Genomic DNA, 21,295 nt, shown 5'->3' on the forward strand with positions numbered 1-21,295 from the left:
AGTTTGTGAGATTTTATTACTGTGAAAAAACGGATCTTTTAAACGGGGGAGAGAAACGATGACTTATAATCAACTACCACAACCACAAGGTCTCTACCGTCCTGAATTTGAACATGATGCATGTGGAATCGGACTGTACGCCCATTTAAAAGGGGAGGCGACACATAGTATCGTCAAAAAGGGATTGCAAATGCTGTGCCAGCTTGATCACCGCGGCGGGCAAGGCAGTGATCCGTATACAGGTGATGGTGCCGGTTTAATGGTACAACTGCCAGACGCTTTTTTTAGAAAGAACTGTCAAGACCTTGCACTTCCTGAAAAGGGCCGTTACGGGGTAGGAATGGTGTTCTTTTCAAAAGATGATGATGCCAAAACGCGTCAAGCGATCGAACAAAAGATCAACGGCTTCATTAAACAAGAAGGGCAAACATTAATTGGCTGGAGAACGGTTCCTGTTGATGCTGGGAAAATTGGAACGGTTGCAGCGAAGAGCTGTCCGGTTGTCCGGCAAGTGTTCATCGGAGCAAACGACAACATAACAGACCGTTTGTCATTTGAACGAAAATTATACGTCATCCGTAAGCAGGCTGAAAACTGGGGAACAGCAGAGGAAAAACAATTTTACTTTGTCAGCCTGTCGAGTCAAACCATCGTATATAAGGGGCTTTTAACATCAGATCAAGTTGATGCTTTTTATCTTGATCTACAGGATGAAACATTTGTTTCTGCATTTTCACTCGTTCATTCAAGATTTAGTACAAATACATTCCCGACATGGGAACGAGCGCATCCAAACCGTTACTTAATTCATAACGGAGAAATTAACACATTAAGAGGAAACATCAATTGGATGAGAGCAAGAGAACAACAATTCGTGTCTGAAGCCTTCGGAGAAGATCTAGACAAGATTTTGCCAGTGCTGAATGCAGACGGAAGTGATTCATCCATTTTAGACAATGCCTTTGAATTTTTCGTGCTTGCAGGGCGTACTCCTGCTCATACAGCGATGATGCTGATTCCTGAGCCGTGGACGGAGAATACGCACATGTCAAAAGAGAAACGGGCATTTTATGAATACCATAGTTCGTTAATGGAGCCATGGGATGGCCCAACAGCGATTTCGTTTACGGATGGTAAACAAATCGGCGCCATCTTAGATCGTAACGGATTAAGACCCGCGAGATACTACGTGACAAATGACGATCATATCATTTTCTCATCTGAAGTTGGCGTCATCGACACGAATGAAGAAGATGTGAAGTATAAAGACCGTCTTGAACCAGGTAAAATGCTGTTAATCGATTTAGAAGAAGGACGCATTATTTCTGATGAAGAAGTGAAATCTTCGATTGCGAATGAACTTCCTTATCAAAAATGGCTCGATGAAGAAATGGTTCACGTCAATCGCTCGGAAGAAAATTCAGAAAATTCTAGTATAATGAGTGATTTGTTAACGCGTCAGCGTGCTTTCCATTATACGTACGAAGACATTCAAAAGTATTTAATTCCTTTACTAGAAGAAGGCAAGGACCCAATAGGCTCGATGGGAAGTGATACACCGCTTGCTGTGTTATCAGATCGTGCGCAGTCGCTGTTTTCTTATTTCAAACAGCTGTTTGCTCAAGTGACGAACCCGCCAATTGATGCCATTCGTGAGCAGCTTGTCACATCGACCATGACTTGGTTAGGTGCTGAGGGAGATATTTTACATCCAAATGAATATTCATGCCGAAGAATTAAACTTTATACACCCGTTTTAACAAGCGGGCAGTTCAACGGCTTGAAAACGATTGTTCATAACGCCTTTAAAAGCAAAACGATTCATACACTTTTCACTGATGACCTAAAACGCGGTCTTGATGCGATGTTTGAAGAGGCAGAAAAAGCCATTCGTGAAGGGGTATCTTTACTAATTCTTTCTGATCGTGACATGACAGAAGAAAAAGTGCCGATTCCACCACTTCTTGCATTGAGTGCACTTCATCAGCATCTTGTGCGTCAAGGCTTACGAACAAAGGTGAGCTTAATCGTCGAATCTGGAGAAGTAAGAGAGGTTCATCATTTTGCCGCACTGATTGGCTACGGCGCAGATGCGATCCATCCGTACCTCGTTTACGAAACATACAAACAGCTTATTGCTGAAGAAGCGATTGCGATTAGCTTTGATGAAGCTGTCACAAAGTTTGGGAAAAGTGTGACTGAGGGCGTAGTTAAAGTAATGTCTAAAGTGGGAATTTCCACTGTCCAAAGCTATCGAGGCGCACAAATTTTTGAAGCAGTCGGTATTAGTGAAGATGTCATCCAGGCGTATTTCACAGGAACAGCTTCGCAGTTAGGCGGTATTGATCTTGACACCATTGCAAGTGAAGCAAAGCTTCGTCATGAGGCTGGGTATCAGGCATCAACTGATCAAACGCTAGAATCAGGCAGTGAATTCCAGTGGAGAAAAAATGGAGAGCATCATGCCTTTAACCCAAAAACCATTCATACCCTTCAGTGGGCATGCCGCAACGAAGATTATGATTTATTTAAGCAATATACGAAGGCAGCGGATGAAGAACGAATTGGTTTCCTTAGAAATCTATTTGCTTTTCGTTCAAAACAAAAGCCAGTTCGTCTGGAAGAAGTTGAATCTGCTGAATCCATTGTACGCCGCTTTAAGACAGGTGCGATGTCATTTGGTTCATTAAGTAAAGAAGCGCATGAAGCACTAGCGATTGCGATGAACCGAATTGGCGGCAAAAGCAACAGCGGAGAAGGCGGGGAAGACCCTGCACGCTTCACAGTAGATGAGCACGGGGATGATCGCAGAAGTGCAATTAAACAGATTGCTTCTGGCCGCTTTGGTGTGAAAAGTCATTATTTAGTCAATGCAGATGAACTGCAAATTAAAATGGCGCAAGGTGCAAAGCCTGGAGAAGGCGGACAACTGCCAGGGAATAAAGTATATCCTTGGGTCGCAGACGTACGTGGTTCTACGCCAGGTGTTGGCCTAATCTCACCACCGCCTCACCATGATATTTATTCAATCGAGGATTTGGCTCAATTGATCCATGATTTGAAAAACGCAAACCGTGACGCACGCATCAGTGTCAAGCTAGTTTCTAAAGCTGGCGTTGGAACGATTGCAGCAGGTGTTGCAAAAGGGACAGCGGATGTCATCGTAATTAGTGGATATGATGGCGGTACTGGAGCTTCTCCGAAAACAAGTATTAAACATACAGGACTTCCTTGGGAGCTTGGATTGGCAGAAGCGCATCAAACCCTTGTCTTAAACGGCCTTCGAGAGCGAGTCGTTCTTGAAACGGATGGCAAATTAATGACAGGACGCGACGTTGTCATGGCTGCGATTTTAGGAGCAGAAGAATACGGCTTTGCGACAGCTCCACTTGTCGTATTAGGATGCGTCATGATGAGAGCATGTCATTTAGATACTTGCCCAGTCGGAGTCGCTACTCAAAACCCAGAACTTCGCAAAAAATTCATGGGTGACCCTGATCACATTGTCAACTTCATGATGTTTATTGCAGAGGAAGTAAGAGAAATTTTAGCTGAACTTGGCTTTACATCAATGGATGAATTGATTGGGCGTACGGATGTCTTATCAGTAAGTGAAAGAGCAAAAGCACACTGGAAAGCAGGACAGCTGAACCTTGAAACCCTGCTATATCAGCCAGAGGGACCACGCACATTCAGAACGCCGCAAAATCATAAAATTGATGAATCACTGGATATGAATGAGATTCTCCCTTATGTACAGGAAGCGCTCGATCATCAAACACCGGTTGATCTGTCACTAAACATTCGCAACATTCACCGTGTAGCTGGAACGATTACGGGCAGTGAAGTGTCTAAGCGCTACGGAGAAGAAGGTCTGCCAGAGGATACGATCACACTTCGGTTCACTGGTTCAGCTGGACAAAGCTTCGGCGCATTTGTTCCAAAGGGGATGTCTTTATATTTAACAGGTGACTCAAATGACTATATCGGCAAAGGACTCTCTGGAGGCAAAATTGCTGTCAAAACATCTGATCACTTTGTACAAAATGGACATGAGAACGTGATTGTCGGTAACGTTGCATTTTACGGCGCGACAAGCGGAAAAGCGTATATTAACGGTCGTGCAGGTGAACGATTTGCCGTTCGTAATTCAGGTGTCAATGTGGTCGTTGAAGGAATCGGTGATCACGGCTGTGAATACATGACTGGCGGACGTGTTGTCATTTTAGGTGACGTTGGGAAGAACTTTGGCGCAGGGATGTCTGGCGGTATCGCTTATGTGCATACATCCGATGCAAAACAGTTCAAAAGAATGTGTAACATGGAAATGATCATGTTTGAAAAACTCACAGATCACGAAGAAGAACAAGAAGTGAAGCAAATGATTCAGGAACACCTTGATTATACAAACAGCTCAAAAGCAGCAGCGCTTCTAGAGAACTGGGCACAAGAAAAGAATCAATTCATTAAGATCATTCCGAGAAATTACAAAATGATGCTTCAAAGCATTGAGGAACAAAAACAAGCAGGCCTCAGCCACGAGGAAGCTGTTATGTTCGCATTTGAAGCAAACACAAAACCGAAAAATAAAGAAACGGCAAACGGGCAAAAAGCAGCCGTCGCTCATTAAGAAAGGGGAGAGGACAATGGGCAAAGCAACAGGTTTTATGGATTATAAAAGAGAAAAGCCAAATGAACGTGACCCTCTCACTCGTCAAAATGACTGGAAAGAATATTCAGCTCCTTATACAGATGAGGTATTGAAACAGCAGGGTGCTAGATGTATGGATTGCGGAACACCGTTTTGTCAAATTGGGATGGAGATCAGGGGCGGCGTTTCTGGCTGCCCGATCTACAATTTAATTCCAGAATGGAATGACCTTGTCTACCGGGGCAGATGGAAAGAAGCGCTTGAAAGACTACAAAAAACGAACAATTTCCCTGAATTTACTGGAAGAGTATGTCCAGCACCTTGTGAAGGCTCATGTACCGTCGCGATCAATGATCCAGCAGTATCGATTAAAAATATCGAACGGACGATCATTGATAAAGGTTTTGAAAATGGCTGGATTACACCAAGAATTCCTTCAAGCCGTACAGGGAAAAAGGTTGCCATTGTCGGATCAGGACCAGCAGGACTGGCAAGTGCAGACCAACTAAACCAAGCAGGGCACGCTGTAACCGTGTTTGAACGATCTGATCGTCTTGGTGGACTGCTCACTTATGGTATTCCGAATATGAAGCTCGACAAAGAAGTCGTTGAGCGCAGAGTTAAACTGCTAAGACAAGAAGGCATTGACTTTGTGACCAATACAGAAATTGGTGTGGATATCACGGCTGATGAACTGAAAGAGCAATTTGATGCGGTCATCCTTTGTACAGGTGCACAAAAGCAGCGTGACCTGTTAATTGAAGGCAGGGAAGCAAAAGGGATTCACCTGGCAATGGATTATTTAACACTCGCAACAAAAAGCATGCTTGATTCAGGATTCAAAGATAAAAACTTTATTGACGCAAAAGGGAAAGACGTCATTGTGATTGGCGGAGGAGATACAGGCGCTGACTGCGTCGCAACTGCACTTCGCCAAAAAGCAAAAAGTGTTGTTCAATTCGGAAAGCATCCAAAGCTTCCAGATACACGTGTAGGGGATAACATGTGGCCAGAACAGCCTTATGTCTTCTCTCTAGATTATGCTTACGAAGAAGCACAAGCAAAATTTGGAGAAGATCCGCGGCAATATTCGATTCAAACCACAAAGATTGTGGCTGATAAAAATGGGAAGTTAAAAGAGCTTCATACCATTCAAATGGAAAAGGTGAAAAACGAACAAGGGAAGTTTGAATTTCATGAGATTCCAGGAACAGAGAAGGTATGGCCAGCTCAGCTAGTCTTTATTGCGATTGGTTTTGAGGGAACTGAACAGCCGCTAGTGAAACACTTTGGCGTGGACAGCAAAAACAATCGGATTGACGCAAAATATGGGGAATATACGACGAATGTAGAAGGCGTATTTGCAGCGGGAGATGCAAGACGCGGTCAAAGCTTGATTGTCTGGGCAATTAACGAAGGCAGACAAGTGGCGCATGAGGTAGACCGTTATTTAATGGGGAGTTCGGTTCTGCCAAAATAGGTCAAACAAAGGGTGTTTACCATATATAGAGAAAAGCCATGACCAAAGAGTGGTCATGGCTTTTTATGATTCAGACATGGTTGGCTGGATAATGACTTTTTTACGTTTGAACTGGGAGACAACCAAACAGAGGAAGACAGCAAGAACAAAAAGAGAAATGGTCAAAAAGCCAAATGTATAGGAGCCCGTCATTTCTTTTAAACTGCCAAGAACGTTTGGTAAAAAGAATCCCCCAATGCCTCCTGCAGCCCCTACAATTCCAGTCACAATCCCAATTTCCTTATGAAACACTTGCGGCACAAGCTGGAACACCGCCCCATTCCCCATACCAAGACACATCATTCCGACAAATAAAAGCGCAATGACCACTGGTAAAGCAGGTAGACTACTCACTGCCCCTAAACAGATACCAATCAAAGCAAATAAACCGAGCAGTACTTTCATCCCGCCAATTTTATCGGCAATCAAACCGCCAACTGGCCGAAAGAAGCTGCCTGCCGCCACGCAAAGCGTCACAAAATCACCGGCATGAATTTTTGAAATCGCATATTGGTCCACAAAGAAAATACTCAAGAAACTTGAAAGGCCGACAAAACCACCGAATGTAATCGCATAAAGCAGGCAGAAAAACCACGTTGTTTTCACTTGAAAGACTGAAAAATAGGACCGAAGCGGCTGAGGGGCGGGCTGGTTTGGTGCATCTTTTGCTGTGAAAATAAAAAACAAAAAGACGAAACTTAAAGGAATAAGAGCGAGCCCCATCACTGTATGCCAGCCATACATCTCCGCAAGCCTTGGTCCAAAGAGTGTCGAGATCAGTGTTCCGCTGTTTCCGGCGCCGGCAATTCCCATCGCTACCCCTTGTAAATGAGGAGGGTACCAGCGGCTTGCCATCGGTAAAGCGACCGCAAAACTCGCACCTGCAACCCCTAATAAAATCCCGATCAGTACTAGCTCTGAAAGGGTTGTACCACCGAAAAACCCCCATATAAGCGGAATGGTGGTCAAAATCATGCCCATCATCGCTGTTTTTTTAGGTCCCATTCGGTCTGTTAATAGGCCTAGCACAATTCGAAAAAAAGATCCGGATAAAATCGGAATGGCTACAATCATGCCTTTTTCTATTGTCGATAAGGCAAAATCTTGTGCAATAAAAGCACCGAGTGCCCCCAGCAAAACCCAAATCATGAAACTCACGTCAAAATATAAAAATGAACCAAACAATGTCTTAGGATGACCACTAGAAGTCAATTCTGAGAGTTTCACAAAACCACTCCTTTATTTTGAATTTTCTGACTTAAAGATAGCGAGTTGATAGAAGGAATGGAAGTATTGTGTTAGAAAAAATGACATGGATAAACACTTTTTTACAAATGTGTGCCATAATCTAGGCAAACATTGCTTTGGCGCAAAAAGCTAGAAAGGTTGATCTCACATGGCAAAACGTAAACTCGTGTTTATCGGAAACGGCATGGCGAGTATGAAATGTATCGAGCATATCGTAAAGAATCAGCCAGAACGCTATTCCATCACGATCATTGGAAAAGAGAAGCACCCGGCCTACAACCGAATAAAACTTTCATCGGTTTTACAAAAAAGTGAATCATTGTCTCAAATTGAACTAAAGCCAAAAGAATGGTACACCAAACATGACATCACCATCCAAACAGGCGAAGCAGTTGTCCACATCGATACAAAGCGTCAATTGCTCATGACAGAAGCACGCCGGAATATCCCGTATGACAAACTGGTTATCGCCACAGGCTCATCGCCTCATTTTCTACCTATACAAGGCGTATCCAAAAAAGGGGTCTATGCTTTTCGTACGATTGACGATTATGAGGCCATTTACGCTGATTCTTTACGCTATGAGCGTGCAGCAGTCATTGGAGGTGGTGTACTTGGTGTGGAAGTGGCCGCTGGTTTACAGATCGCTGGACTGAAGACAACCTTGATTCATCACACGGATTGGCTTATGCAACGCCAATTAGATGAAACCGCTGCAGGGCTTTTGTCTCAACAATTAAGTCGCAAGGGGATTCAGGTAAAAACAAATGCTCATACGATTGCATGTTTAGGAAACGAGAGAGTAGAAGGCGTTCTGTTAAAAAGTGGAGACATCGTGGATGCTGATCTCGTGGTTTTCACAACAGGGGTCCGTCCGAATATAGAGCTTGCAAAACAGCACGGCATTCATACAAGAAAAGCCATTGTTGTAAATGATGTCATGCAGACAAACGTTGAGAATATTTATGCTATTGGAGAATGTGCAGAGCATAAGGGAATGGTGCACGGTCTTGTGCAGCCTATTTATGAACAAGCAAACGTGCTTGCGAATCATTTATTAGATGAACTGGTCACGAATTTACCTCCTGCCATTTATTCAACAAAATTGAAAGCAAATGACATATCTATTTATTCTGCTGGCAGTATTGTAAACCGATCCCCCTCCGCTTCAGTGGTGACTTACTTAGATGAAGAACAAGAAGTATATAAAAAACTAGTGTTTGAACATGATGTGCTCACAGGCGTTGTATTAGTTGGTCAACTTGAGAGAGCTGAGCAGCTTTTGCAGGATGTAAAAGTGGGGCGTGATAAAAGCGTAGTCATGAAATCACTGAATGAAGAGCAGATATCCCCTTTAGATTCATTAAAAATAGAGGATCTCATCTGCCAATGCCACACGGTGACGAAGGGAGCGATATTCAAAAGCATATCGGTCCATCAGCTGACAAATTTAGAAGAGATAAAAAAACAGACAGGGGCCGCAACGGGCTGCGGAGGCTGTCAAGAGCTTGTTCGTGCCTGCTGCCATGTCTCATCAAATCAGCTAACGGAAGCACTGGACACGTTTTGCTCGTGCACAAATGTAGAGGAAGAGACCATTTTTTCGTATGTAAAAAAGCAGCAGCCGCTGAATGAAGAGCAAGTAAGAAGACAATTTGATTGGATGACAGATAACGGCTGTGACAAGTGCCGAGCAGCCATTCCATACTATCTTGAGCAGTTTCAAGATCTTTTCGTAAAAGACAGCCCATCAGATCATGAGCACATACTAATGCCTCAGTTATATGGTGGCCGTCTTGATCTGACATTTTTACAGATGATAACCGGATTATTAGAGCAAAAGCAAATTCAGCACGTAGAACTAACGGAGAATAAACGAATTCGGCTGATCGGTATTTCACAAGAGGCCGACCATATTGTAAAAGAACATGGACACATCATGCCACAAGAAAGCAAGAGACTTTCTCATGTTCTATCATGTGATTGTCGTCACGATCCATCTGTCACAACACTTGTCATGGAGATCGAAAGACAACTAGAAAACACGCTTTTACCTGCAGTCACATCGATTCATATCGCTGGTCCTTCCTGCGTATGTCATTTCAGCCCCATCTATGACATCTGCATCAAGAAGCAGCTGGATGAATGGGACATTTATATAGGAGGCAGCATACGTCAACCTAAGGCAGGTCAGCTTTTTTATTCTGTGAGCCGAACGGATGAGCTGATTCCTTTTTTAAAAGCACTGCTTGAAGACTATAGAAAACGTGCATATTTTCAAGAATCTATTGGAGACTGGATCCAAAAAAACGGCATCATTTCCATCCGAGAAAAATTGCTCGATGAGGAAATGAGAGAAGAGCTCTGCGAGCAATTTGAGCAAAGTAGACAAAAGGGTGTGAATGTATGAATCAATCTTTTTTACAATATGTGCAGCAAACATCAGAGCAGCAAGAGCGAAAAAGGGTGTTCCCATCTCAATGTCCGTTTTGCAGTATGCAGTGCAAAATGCAATTAGTCGAGCAGCACGCAGAAGGGCGAACACGCTACCAGACGATAGGTATTCATAATCCAACCACGTTCGGCAGGATCTGTATGAAAGGGCAGCATGCCCACCAGCACGCACTGCACAAGGAACGATTGAATCACCCCCTCATCAAAAGAAACGGTCAATTTGTCAAAGTGACTTGGCAAGAGGCACTTGACGAAATCAAAGCACGCACTCAAACCCTTCAGACGGAACATGGGAACGATGCTATCAGTGTGTATGGTAGTGCATCGATTACAAATGAAGAAGCTTATTTACTCGGAAAATTTGCAAGGGTCGCCCTTAAAACGAAATACATTGATTACAATGGAAGACTGTGTATGTCTTCAGCAGCAACAGCAGCTAACCAAACATTTGGACTTGATCGGGGTCTAACCTTTCCGCTTCGTGACATCAAGCATGCCCGGGTTTTACTATTGGTTGGAACCAATATAGCGGAATGTCAGCCGACCCTCATACCGTATTTGGAAGAAGCTAAAAAGAACGGGGCATTTCTCATCGTGATCGATCCGCGAAAAACAGCAACAGCCAAACTAGCTGACTTACATGTCAGCTTAAGGCCTGGGTCAGATGCTGCACTCGCAAATGGAATCTTACACGTCATGCTTCATGAACAGTTACTAGACGAAGAATTTATTAAAAAACGAACATCAGGTTTTCAAGAAATGAAACAGCATATTTCACACATGTCCCTGCAAGACATTACGCAGCAAACCGGTGTATCGATGAAAGTCATTCAAAAAATAGCGAGAAAATTCGCCCGCGAAAAAACAGGCATGATTCTGACTGCAAGAGGCATTGAGCAGCAAATAGACGGGACAGCATCCGTTCGTAATTTCCTGAATATTCTGCTTGTTACTGGGAAGATTGGCCGGATTGGGTGTGGCTATGGTGCCATTACTGGGCAAGGAAATGGACAGGGTGCAAGAGAGCATGGACAAAAAGCAGATCAGCTTCCTGGTTACCGTGATATCACAAACCCAGTACATAGAAAAGAAATGGCCGAAATATGGAAGATCGATGAAAAAGAACTGCCTGGAAAAGGTGTATCTGCTTTTGAAATGTTTGAAAAAATGCAGAAAGGAGAGATAAAAGCGCTCTTTTTAATGTGTTCTAATCCTGTTCAATCAGGTCCGCATGCAAGCTTTATCAAAAAAGCCATCGAGCAGCTGTCCTTTTTTGTCGCAATTGATTTATTTATCTCTGAGACGGCTGCACTCGCAGATGTTATTTTACCAGCTTCGTCATATTTAGAGGACGAAGGGACCATGACGAACATAGAAGGACGCGTTACGCTGAGAGAAGCAACCTATCCACTCAAACACCAAAGAAAGCACGATTGGCAAATCATTTGTGAAATAGCAGCAGTATTAGGCAAAGGCGGCTCTTTTTCTTTTTCATCTGCAGAAGACATCTTTGAGGAATTGAGAACAGCAACGAAAGGAGCCAAAGCCGATTATTCCGGTATGACCTATGACAGGTTAAGGAAGACGCAAGGCATATTATGGCCCTGCTCTCATTTGGAAGACCGAGGAACAGAAAGACTATTTGAGCATCAATTCTCACATCCTGATAAATTAGCAAAATTTGCAGTCGTTGCACATGGACAACAGGGTGCAAAAGAACCAGTCAGTCCAGAATATCCACTCTATTTAACGACCGGCAGGGTGATGGCTCATTACCAAACGGGCGTTCAAACAAGAAAAAGCACCTCTCTTGTTGCCCGGCAGTTTGAAGCTTATGTAGGGCTTCATCCTGACACAGCCGAAGCTTATGGACTTCAGCACGGGGAGCTCGTCACCATCCAGTCAAAACGAGGTAGTGTCATCATGAGGTGCCACATAACAGATAGCATCCGAAAAGATACTGTGTTTGTTCCGTTTCACTGGAATAAACATCAATCAATTAACCTATTAATTGGTAAACAGTTAGATCCACACAGTAAAATGCCAGGTTTTAAATATTGTCCTGTACAGCTGTCAGCCTACAAGAATTGAAAACTATGTGAGAAATTTTAACATGTATTTTCCATCTTTGTTTAGATTATGGTACTTTCTAAAAAACGATCACATGAGGGGTGTTTTTCATGAAAGAAAAACTCGTATTAGTAGGGAATGGTATGGCTGGTATCCGAACGCTCGAAAACATTTTAAAAACAGACAATGAACGATTCGACATGACTGTATTTGGAACTGAGCCGTATCCTAACTATAATCGGATTCTTTTATCGAAAGTTCTCCAAGGGGATACAAAGACAGAGGATATTACGTTAAACGATTGGAATTGGTACAAAGAACATCATATTCAGCTGTTTACAAATGAGACCATTGTGAAGATCGATCCAGACAATCAAACCGTTATGAGTGATCAAGGACGGACCGTGCATTATGACCGTTTAATTTTAGCGACAGGGTCCCTCCCGTTCATCCCGCCCATTCCAGGGAGCGATAAAAAAGGGGTAACAGCTTTTCGTACATTACAAGACACAGAGGAAATGGTCAAAGCATCTATGATGTACAAAAAAGCAGCCGTCATTGGAGGCGGGCTCCTTGGACTTGAAGCCGCGCGTGGTCTACTAAACTTAGGAATGGAAGTGACCGTCATTCATCTTGGCTCTCATCTAATGGACCGGCAGCTCGATCCGGTGGCAGGTCAGCTTCTGCAAGCAGCTTTAGAAAAACAAGGCATGAGCTTTCTATTAGGAAAACAGACAAATGAGATTTTAGGAGATACAAGGGTAGAAGGGCTAACATTTTCAGATGGTTCTACATTAGAGACAGATATGGTGGTCATGGCAGCAGGAATTAAACCGAATCACAAGCTTGCCGAAACGAGCGGCATTGAAGTGAACCGGGGGATTATCGTCAATGATTTCATGGAAACAAGTGTCCCGCGGATTTACGCAGTCGGAGAATGTGTTGAACATAGAGGACAAACGTACGGTCTTGTTGCGCCATTATACGATCAAGCAAACGTGCTTGCGAAGCATGTTTGTGATATGGCCCCGACGCCTTATGAAGGATCTGTACTATCGACACAGCTAAAAGTATCAGGGGTTGATGTATTTTCAGCTGGAGATTTTATCGAAAACGATGAGAAAAAAGCGATTAAAATTTTTGATGAACAGCAAGGTATTTATCAAAAACTAGTCTTCCAGCAAAACCGATTAGTCGGCGCCGTCATGTTTGGAGAAACAAGCGATGGACCACGTTTATTCTCGTACATTAGAGAAGGTGTTGATATGTCAGATATGGAAAAAGTATCTGTCTTAACATCAAATGAGCTGGCGCAAGAAAACACGATTGAACAAATGGCAAACGACCATATCGTTTGTGGCTGTAATGGTGTCTCAAAAGGTCAAATAGTGGCAGCTATTCAAAAAGAAGGCCTAACGACTATACAAGAGGTCAAGCAATGTACAAGTGCTTCTCGGTCATGCGGAGGCTGCCAACCTGTTGTGGAAGAGATTTTATGGCACACTTTAGGCGATGATGCAAACCGCACTGCGCAAAAAGAAACCATCTGCGCCTGCACCACCTTATCAAGAGATGAAGTGATTCATGAAATAAAAGAGAAAGGTTTGCAGCATGTCAAAGAAGTGATGAATGTACTTGACTGGGAAACAGAAGAAGGCTGTTCAAAGTGCCGGCCTGCACTGAATTACTATTTAGGGATGATGTATCCGCTTGACTACAAAGATGAAAAAAGCTCGCGATTTGTGAATGAACGAATGCATGCCAACATCCAAAACGATGGTACCTATTCGGTCGTTCCACGTATGTACGGAGGCGTGACAAATGCTAATGACCTGAGAAAAATAGCGGATGTCGTTGACAAATATGAGATACCGCTTGTGAAAATGACTGGAGGGCAGCGAATCGACCTTTTAGGTGTCAAAAAAGAAGATTTACCAAAAGTATGGGCTGATTTAGATATGCCGTCTGGTTATGCTTACGGAAAATCATTAAGAACCGTCAAAACTTGTGTTGGAGAACAATTTTGCAGATTCGGAACGCAGGATTCCATTTCTCTTGGGATCGCACTTGAAAAGAAATTTGAAGGACTTGCCACACCGCACAAAGTCAAAATGGCCGTATCAGCCTGTCCAAGAAACTGTGCTGAATCTGGGATTAAAGATCTTGGCATCGTAGGTATCGATGGGGGATTTGAATTGTATGCTGGCGGGAATGGAGGGACACATTTACGAGCTGGAGACTTATTAATGAAAGTAAGTACAGCAGAAGAAGTAGAACAAATGGCCGCAGCCTACCTTCAATATTACAGAGAAACCGCAAATTATTTAGAGAGAACATCCGCTTGGGTTGAACGGCTTGGATTGAATCATATCCAAACGGTACTGCTAGATGACAAGAAACGTGCAGCATTAATCGAAAGAATGGACATCGCACTTTCAACTTATGAAGAACCGTGGCAAGAGATTCGAGAGAACGAAACAGAAACAAGACAATTATTTCAAAAGGCAACTGCTTCCGTCTAAATCAATTGAAGGGATGAGATCAGATGACAGTTTCAATTGTAAAAGTTCATATTGGTACAATATCAGATTTCCCGTTGCAGCTAGGGAAAACAGTCGCAGCCGGTCCACTTGAATTAGCTGTTTTTCAAACCTCTAACAAGCAGTTCAAAGCCATTGAAAATCGCTGTCCTCATAAAGGCGGTGTACTAGCTGAAGGAATGGTGAGCGGAGATCATGTCTTCTGTCCAATGCATGATTGGAAAATCAATCTTTCATCAGGAAATGTTCAAGAACCAGATCATGGATGCGTGAAAACATATGAAGCATTGGTTGAGGGAGACGACGTCTTTATTTTACTGCCTTCATAAATGGTTTAGAACCTTCCTTTCCTGTACATGCTTGTAAGTACATGCAGTGAGAAAGGAAGGTATATGTGTGCCATTTTTTAATATTTTGATTGAACTCTTTATCGGATTTTTCGCTTTATTTTCCATTACAAAGCTATTAGGGAAAACACAATTTGCACAAATCACGCCGTTTGATTTTATTTCTGCACTGATTTTAGGGGAGATGGTCGGTAACGCCATTTTTGATCCAGAAGTCAGCGTGCTACATATCCTTTTTGCAGTTGCAGTCTGGGGCGTTTTAATCTACACAGTTGAATGGCTTTCACAAAAATTCAAATCCATTCGCGCTTTTTTAGAGGGAAGACCCACTCTTGTGATTGATAAAGGAAAGATTCACTACAATCGATTAAAGAAAAATATGCTCGATTTAAATCAGTTGCAGACGCTGATTCGAGCGAAAGGGCATTTTGCTCTTAATGAAATTGAATTTGCCATTTTGGAAACGGATGGGTCTGTGAGTGTGCTTCCGAAAATGAAATATGCACCAGCTACAGCCGAAGATGTGAACGTGAAAGGAAAAGAAGTCACATTGCCTAGAACGTTTATTATCGACGGAGAGATTTTAAAAAAAGATTTAAAGGAAGCTGGATTTGATGAAGCGTGGCTGAGAGAGCAATTGAAAAAGCAGCACATATCCTCCTATAAAGACGTCCTATTTTGTGAATGGATTGAAAATGAAGGAATTTATGCGATGAAATATGAAAAAACATCCACAACCTAACACAGTGGATGTTTTTTTGTGTTTTTTTGTTTTATCACTGAATAGGATCAAAAAGAATACGTCAATGAAAACGTTCACAATATAAGGGGGAGATGTGTGATGAAGTATGGAAAACGACTGCTGATGATGGTATTGGCCTTACTGCTTTTTGACTCAGCTTATGCGCAAGCAGCTGGACACAACCATCAAACAAACCGCGTGCTTATTGTCGATCAAAAAGGAAATGGGACATTTCGAACGGTTCAATCTGCCATTGATGCGATACCAGTGAACAATCAACAGCAAACGACGATATATATTAAAAATGGTGTGTATAAAGAAAAGATTCTCCTTCCGCAAAATAAGCCGTATGTGTCCTTTATTGGAGAAAATCAGTATCAGACGATTCTGACGTATGATGATACAAATGCAAGCAGCGGGAGCACAACCAATAGCTCTAGTACAATGATTCGGGCAAATCATTTTTATGCAGAAAATATCACGTTTCAAAATACAGCTGGCCGAAACGCAGGGCAGGCGGTTGCCCTTTATGTATCCGGGGACCGGGCTGTGTTTAAACACGTACGTGTTCTCGGGTATCAAGATACACTTTATGCCACTGGCACAGGGAGACAATATTATGAAGATTGTTATATCGAGGGCACGGTTGACTTCATCTTTGGTTCAGCAACGGCTGTATTTAAAAGAGCTGAAATAAAAAGTCTTGGAAATGGGTATATTACAGCGGCATCCACAACAGAAGCGCAAAAGTATGGCTACGTTTTTATTGATTCCACATTAAATAAAGGAACGGCTTCGTCTCAATCTGTGTACTTAGGCCGTCCATGGAGACCACATTCGGCTGTCACGTTCCTCCAAACAAAAATGGATGAACATATTAAAGCTGAGGGATGGCATAACTGGGATAACAAAGACAACGAAAGAACGGCTAGATATCAAGAATATGGATCAACGGGCGCAGGGAGTCATGTGGCAAACCGAGTGAAGTGGTCAACGATATTAACAAAAAACGAAGCAAGTCAAATCACCGTTCAATCCGTGCTTAGCGGAAGCGATGGCTGGAATCCTGAAAAAAGGTAAAAGAGGCTTGTCAGTTTTCGTCAAAGAAAGCTGACTTTTCTGTTTAAAAAACCTTTGAGAACAAACGTTCTTTTGTGTATAATGAACATAATCTGCTAAATTTGGCTGCTTTTCTAAAAAGGAGGGATTGCGTGAAACGTTTCTCACAGGTCATGTTTTTACAACTATGTATTTTGTCGATGTTATTTCTCCCTTTTTCAGTGAAAGATGAACAACTAACAGCTCATGATGATCAATCAAAATGGATCACTTCTTTAGACGAATTCATTCGAACAGCACCTGATTTAGAGGGCGCAATTGCTGGCATCAGCGTACGCGATACTTCTGACACTTCTCTTCTTTATGAACATCAAGCGGACATCCGTCTGACTCCTGCTTCTAATATGAAATTACTCACATCTGCTATCGCACTCGATCTACTGGGTGAAACACACACTTTTCCAACAGACGTTTGGATAGATGGTTCAATTCACAAAAAAACATTGCACGGCAATCTTTATCTCCGAGGCTCTGGAGACCCGACATTGTTAGAAAGCGATTTTGCCGCATTAGCCAAACAAGTCAAAAAGGCCGGAATACATACGATTCGTGGACAGCTTGCAGCTGATGATACTTGGTTTGATGACACAAGGTATTCCATCGATCTGCCGTGGAGTGATGAAGATCAATATTACGGCGCTCAAATATCTGCTCTTACTGCTTCACCGAATGAGGATTATGATGCAGGAACGATCATTCTCGAAGTCAAGCCGGGAAAGAAAGCAGGGCAGAAGGCCAGCTATGAGATGATCCCGAAGACTGACGTCGCTCAAGTTGTCAATCAAGTGAAAACTGTGCCAGAAGGTGGAAAGAAGAAAATATCTTTTAAACGCTCTCACGGTACAAACAAAATTACACTGACTGGGACGATTCCGCTAAAAGCATCCTCGTCTAAACAATGGGTCGCATTATGGGAACCGACAACGTATGCTTTAGACTTAATGAAACGAGCATTAAAGGCTGAGGGGATTCAGCTGAAAGGACCACTCAAAACAAAACAAGTTCCTAAAAAAGCGAAAAAAATCGCTTCCCATACATCAATGCCTTTATCCGATCTTCTTGTTCCGATGATGAAATTAAGCAACAATACACATGCAGAAATTCTGTTAAAAGAACTTGGGAAGCGGGTAAAGAACAAAGGGAGTTTTGACAAAGGGCTTGACGTGCTGAATGAACGTCTTCCTGCCTATGGCATAGATGCATCTATGACTGTGTTGAGAGACGGATCAGGCATATCACCCATTAACCTTGTTTCTGCAAATCAATTCACGTTATTTTTGACAAACATTCAAAAGGAAAAATGGTTTAACACCTATGTCCATGCACTTCCGTTAGCTGGGGCAAGTGAGCGTATGGTGGGAGGTACATTAAGAAACAGATTGAAAGAACCAGCTACACTAGAAAAAGTGCGTGCAAAAACAGGTACGCTATCAACGGTCAGCACACTATCTGGATATATTGAAACACAGAGTGGAAAAACGCTTGCTTTTTCCATCTTATTGAATCATCTCGTTGATGACGAAAAAGGAAAAGAGATAGAAGACCGCATTGTCAGCATGTTAGCTGAGGATCTTTAGACAGAGAAGGAGAACCATCATGACGTTAGATAATAATCAATCTTTAGTAAAAACCATGTCGATCTTTCTAATTCCACTTTTATTAAGCAATATTTTGCAATCAATTGGACAGCTTGTTTCCATTGTGCTTGTCGGTAGATGGATTGGAGAGGATGCAGTAGCTGCGATTTCGGCATTCTTTCCACTTTTCTTTTTACTTGTTTCTTTTTCCATTGGGATTGGATCAGGGAGCTCGATCCTTATTGGACAAGCATACGGAGCAAAAAATGAGCAGAGGTTAAAGGAAATTATCGGTACAACGCTTTCGTTCACCTTTTTAATCGGACTTTCTTTAGCTATCATTGGAGGTTTTTTTGCCACAGATATTTTACATCTGATGGGGACACCTGCAAATATTGTGGAGGAAAGTGCGGCATATGCCAGAATCCTATTCATCTCCATGCCCATCTTATTTCTTTATTTTGTCTATACAACTTTTTTACGAGGAACAGGAGATTCAAAAACACCATTTTATTTCTTAATGATTAGTACAGGAACCAATATTTTATTGCTGCCAATTTTATTATTCGGCTGGCTTGGTTTACCGGCATTTGGTTTATATGGTGCTGCGTATTCTTCTGTGATTTCTACAATCGTTACGTTTATCATTCTTCATATCTATCTTTATAAAACAAAGCACCCGCTGCGCATTGATGCGTCGGTTAGAAAGCATTTATTGATGAAAGGGGATTTATTAAAAACGCTATTAAAGTTAAGTATCCCTTCTAGTATTAATATGATTCTCATTTCTTTATCAGAAATTGCTGTCATTTCTTTTGTCAACGATTATGGATCACAGGCGACCGCAGCTTATGGCGTTGTCAATCAAGTCGTAAGTTATGTACAGATGCCCGCAGTGAGCCTTGGTATTGCGGTTTCTATCTTCGCCGCACAGTTCATTGGCGCAGGAAACATGAATCGTTTGAAAGATGTCATTAAAATTGGGCTGGGGCTAAACTTTGCGTTAGGCGGATTGATTATTATTTTCGTCTATATTTTCGCACCACAAATTTTATCTATCTTTTTAACAGATCCTGCAACGATTGATATTGCATATAGTTTGGTCGTGATTACACTATGGAGCTATCTCATTTTCGGAACAGCACAAATCGTTGCTGCCACGATGAGAGCAAGTGGAACAGTTCTATGGCCGACCATCTTTAGTATTTGTTCCATTTGGCTTGTTGAAGTACCAGTGGCTTATGTGCTATCACACCATACATCGCTTGGGATCAAAGGAATCTGGATAGGATATCCTGCAGCCTTTTTTGTAAACTTATTGCTCCAATACGGCTATTATCGACTGGTATGGAAGAAAAAGCAGATCGTTGCACTTGTCCAATCATAATGTGAGCCTATCATCTGGCATATATATACGAAGATCGATTACTTTGTAGGGGGTCTGATCTTCTATGTTTTTAAACCAAAGAAGTGAGCTCAGTTCGTATGATATCGGTGACTTCACTTATGCTGGACCAGATTTTCAAGTCTTGACGTGGGGAGAAGGAACAACGCTGAATGTAGGAAAGTTTTGTTCCATCGCAAACGAAGTAAAAGTTTTTCTTGGTGGTGAACACCGAACAGATTGGGTCACAACGTATCCATTTAATCAAATTTTCAAAGAAGCTGCCCATATCAAGGGACATCCCAAATCCAAAGGAGATGTGCACATAGGGCACGACGTATGGATTGGAAATGGAGCGACGATTATGTCAGGAGTATGTATAGGGAACGGAGCAGTAATTGGAGCAAATAGTGTGATCACAAAAGATGTACCGCCATATGCAATCGCCGCAGGAAATCCGCAGCAGCTCATGAAATACCGATTTTCATCTAAAACAATTGAAAAACTTCAGTTGTTAGAATGGTGGAATTTAGAGTTTACCGTCATCCAATCTATTTTTCACCTCTTACAATCTAATGATATCGAACATTGTATAAAAGTCATAGAAGACATAAAAAAGAAAGGCTGAAAAAGCCTTTCTTTTTTCTTTTTTTGCTTAACTGAGCCGTATGATGGTCAAGGTTGCTCCGGCCGCACCACCACCGCCAACTAATATAGCTGTGACAACCACTCCAAAAAACTGCAGTGAAATAGTATTACCAGCTGTTAAATTAACAATGACAGTATTGTTAATAAATGAAGTAGAGATAGTAGGTGATTGAACAGAACCAGAAATAGTATTTGTTCCATTTAACAGTAAACGCGTATTAATCAAAAGTGCTGTAGTGGTGTTGACTTGATACGTAATATAATATTTACCTGTTTGCAGAACGGTAAAAACCGTACTTGTGCCGTTTGCTGTAAAACCGGTAATGTTTTGAAAGTTCGGCAATGGAATATTCGTTCCCGAGGCTACAGTAACAATGGTAGGACCAGAACTATTAGCAGCATATAGTGCTGTATCCGTAAAACCACCTGTTCCAGTAGGTCCGGTAGCACCCGTGATACCTGTAGCGCCAGTCGGACCAGTTGGTCCAGTGCTGCCCGTCACACCAGTGGCCCCAGTAGGTCCGGTTGAACCTGTGATTCCCGTGGCCCCAGTAGATCCAGTAGCACCCGTGATGCCAGTGGTCCCAGTAGGTCCGGTTGAACCTGTAATTCCTGTAGCACCAGTAGCTCCAGTTGAACCTGTGATACCCGTGGCACCAGTTTCTCCAGTTGAACCTGTGATTCCCGTGGCACCAGTAGATCCAGTAGCACCCGTGATACCCGTTGCCCCAGTAGGTCCGGTTGAACCTGTGATACCAGTAGCACCAGTCGGACCGGTTGCACCTGTGATACCCGTGGCACCAGTCGGACCGGTAGCACCCGTGATACCTGTGGCCCCAGTAGCTCCAGTTGAACCTGTAATTCCTGTAGCACCAGTAGATCCAGTAGCACCCGTGATACCCGTTGCCCCAGTAGGTCCGGTTGAACCTGTGATACCAGTAGCACCAGTCGGACCGGTTGCACCTGTGATACCCGTGGCACCAGTCGGACCGGTAG

The 21,295-nt window shown here is 42.7% G+C and carries 13 protein-coding genes; 11 read left to right on the top strand and 2 right to left on the bottom strand.

Annotated features, from left to right (window positions below; genetic code table 11):
* The first annotated feature begins 58 nt into the window (after nt 1–58).
* Together gltB and gltD are read left to right on the top strand one after the other, a co-directional pair.
* A complete protein-coding gene (gene gltB / locus FBF75_RS14735) occupies nt 59–4,630 on the top strand; it encodes a glutamate synthase large subunit (RefSeq protein ID WP_017367413.1) in 4,572 nt (1,523 codons plus the stop codon).
* 16 nt (nt 4,631–4,646) lie between these two features.
* Nucleotides 4,647–6,131, top strand: a complete 1,485-nt coding sequence (gene gltD / locus FBF75_RS14740) for a glutamate synthase small subunit (protein WP_008346585.1) — start codon at nt 4,647–4,649, stop codon at nt 6,129–6,131.
* Nucleotides 6,132–6,194: 63 nt separating this feature from the next.
* On the opposite strand, the gene FBF75_RS14745 is transcribed toward gltD, so the two are convergent.
* Nucleotides 6,195–7,397 (bottom strand): nitrate/nitrite transporter, encoded by a 1,203-nt coding sequence (locus FBF75_RS14745; RefSeq protein ID WP_008346586.1) that lies wholly within the window; start codon nt 7,395–7,397, stop codon nt 6,195–6,197.
* Nucleotides 7,398–7,566: 169 nt separating this feature from the next.
* On the opposite strand from FBF75_RS14745, the gene nirB (FBF75_RS14750) reads away from it, so the two are divergent.
* From nirB (FBF75_RS14750) to FBF75_RS14790, 9 genes are all read left to right on the top strand, one after another.
* Nucleotides 7,567–9,828, top strand: a complete 2,262-nt coding sequence (gene nirB / locus FBF75_RS14750) for a nitrite reductase large subunit NirB (RefSeq protein ID WP_136944874.1) — start codon at nt 7,567–7,569, stop codon at nt 9,826–9,828.
* A complete protein-coding gene (nasC, locus tag FBF75_RS14755) occupies nt 9,825–11,963 on the top strand; it encodes an assimilatory nitrate reductase catalytic subunit NasC (RefSeq protein ID WP_025207473.1) in 2,139 nt (712 codons plus the stop codon). The genes nirB (FBF75_RS14750) and nasC overlap by 4 nt, the downstream gene beginning before the upstream one ends.
* A gap of 89 nt (nt 11,964–12,052) precedes the next feature.
* Nucleotides 12,053–14,464, top strand: coding sequence for a nitrite reductase large subunit NirB (nirB, locus tag FBF75_RS14760; RefSeq protein ID WP_017358862.1), 2,412 nt, complete (start codon nt 12,053–12,055; stop codon nt 14,462–14,464).
* A gap of 23 nt (nt 14,465–14,487) precedes the next feature.
* Nucleotides 14,488–14,811 carry a nitrite reductase small subunit NirD gene (gene nirD, locus FBF75_RS14765; protein ID WP_008346593.1) on the top strand — a complete coding sequence of 108 codons (324 nt, stop codon included), beginning with the start codon at nt 14,488–14,490 and terminating at the stop codon, nt 14,809–14,811.
* 67 nt (nt 14,812–14,878) lie between these two features.
* Complete coding sequence (locus FBF75_RS14770; RefSeq protein WP_008346595.1) at nt 14,879–15,571, top strand: DUF421 domain-containing protein; 693 nt, start codon at nt 14,879–14,881, stop codon at nt 15,569–15,571.
* Nucleotides 15,572–15,670: 99 nt separating this feature from the next.
* A complete protein-coding gene (locus FBF75_RS14775; protein ID WP_056704304.1) occupies nt 15,671–16,651 on the top strand; it encodes a pectinesterase family protein in 981 nt (326 codons plus the stop codon).
* A 131-nt stretch (nt 16,652–16,782) separates the two neighbouring features.
* The gene (gene dacB, locus FBF75_RS14780) at nt 16,783–18,267 is read left to right on the top strand and encodes a D-alanyl-D-alanine carboxypeptidase/D-alanyl-D-alanine endopeptidase (protein WP_008346599.1); all 1,485 of its coding nucleotides are present in this window, start codon (nt 16,783–16,785) and stop codon (nt 18,265–18,267) included.
* A gap of 19 nt (nt 18,268–18,286) precedes the next feature.
* Nucleotides 18,287–19,654 (top strand): MATE family efflux transporter, encoded by a 1,368-nt coding sequence (locus FBF75_RS14785; protein WP_048002869.1) that lies wholly within the window; start codon nt 18,287–18,289, stop codon nt 19,652–19,654.
* A 64-nt stretch (nt 19,655–19,718) separates the two neighbouring features.
* A complete protein-coding gene (locus tag FBF75_RS14790) occupies nt 19,719–20,279 on the top strand; it encodes a CatB-related O-acetyltransferase (RefSeq protein WP_136944875.1) in 561 nt (186 codons plus the stop codon).
* A 27-nt stretch (nt 20,280–20,306) separates the two neighbouring features.
* On the opposite strand, the gene FBF75_RS14795 is transcribed toward FBF75_RS14790, so the two are convergent.
* Nucleotides 20,307–21,295 (bottom strand): BclA C-terminal domain-containing protein (locus tag FBF75_RS14795; RefSeq protein WP_136944876.1); only part of this gene is annotated, 989 nt, incomplete at its 5' end.

This window comes from Bacillus sp. S2(2019), from assembly GCF_005144805.1.
In the GTDB taxonomy this organism is placed as follows: domain Bacteria; phylum Bacillota; class Bacilli; order Bacillales; family Bacillaceae; genus Bacillus; species Bacillus altitudinis.

What these genes read in the sequence shown, in the direction of transcription:
- FBF75_RS14775 (WP_056704304.1), top strand. Translation starts at nt 15,671, where the DNA reads ATGAAGTATGGAAAACGACTGCTGATGATGGTATTGGCCTTACTGCTT.
- gltD (WP_008346585.1), top strand. Translation starts at nt 4,647, where the DNA reads ATGGGCAAAGCAACAGGTTTTATGGATTATAAAAGAGAAAAGCCAAAT.
- FBF75_RS14785 (WP_048002869.1), top strand. Translation starts at nt 18,287, where the DNA reads ATGACGTTAGATAATAATCAATCTTTAGTAAAAACCATGTCGATCTTT.
- FBF75_RS14790 (WP_136944875.1), top strand. Translation starts at nt 19,719, where the DNA reads ATGTTTTTAAACCAAAGAAGTGAGCTCAGTTCGTATGATATCGGTGAC.
- nirB (WP_017358862.1), top strand. Translation starts at nt 12,053, where the DNA reads ATGAAAGAAAAACTCGTATTAGTAGGGAATGGTATGGCTGGTATCCGA.
- nirD (WP_008346593.1), top strand. Translation starts at nt 14,488, where the DNA reads ATGACAGTTTCAATTGTAAAAGTTCATATTGGTACAATATCAGATTTC.
- nasC (WP_025207473.1), top strand. Translation starts at nt 9,825, where the DNA reads ATGAATCAATCTTTTTTACAATATGTGCAGCAAACATCAGAGCAGCAA.
- gltB (WP_017367413.1), top strand. Translation starts at nt 59, where the DNA reads ATGACTTATAATCAACTACCACAACCACAAGGTCTCTACCGTCCTGAA.
- nirB (WP_136944874.1), top strand. Translation starts at nt 7,567, where the DNA reads ATGGCAAAACGTAAACTCGTGTTTATCGGAAACGGCATGGCGAGTATG.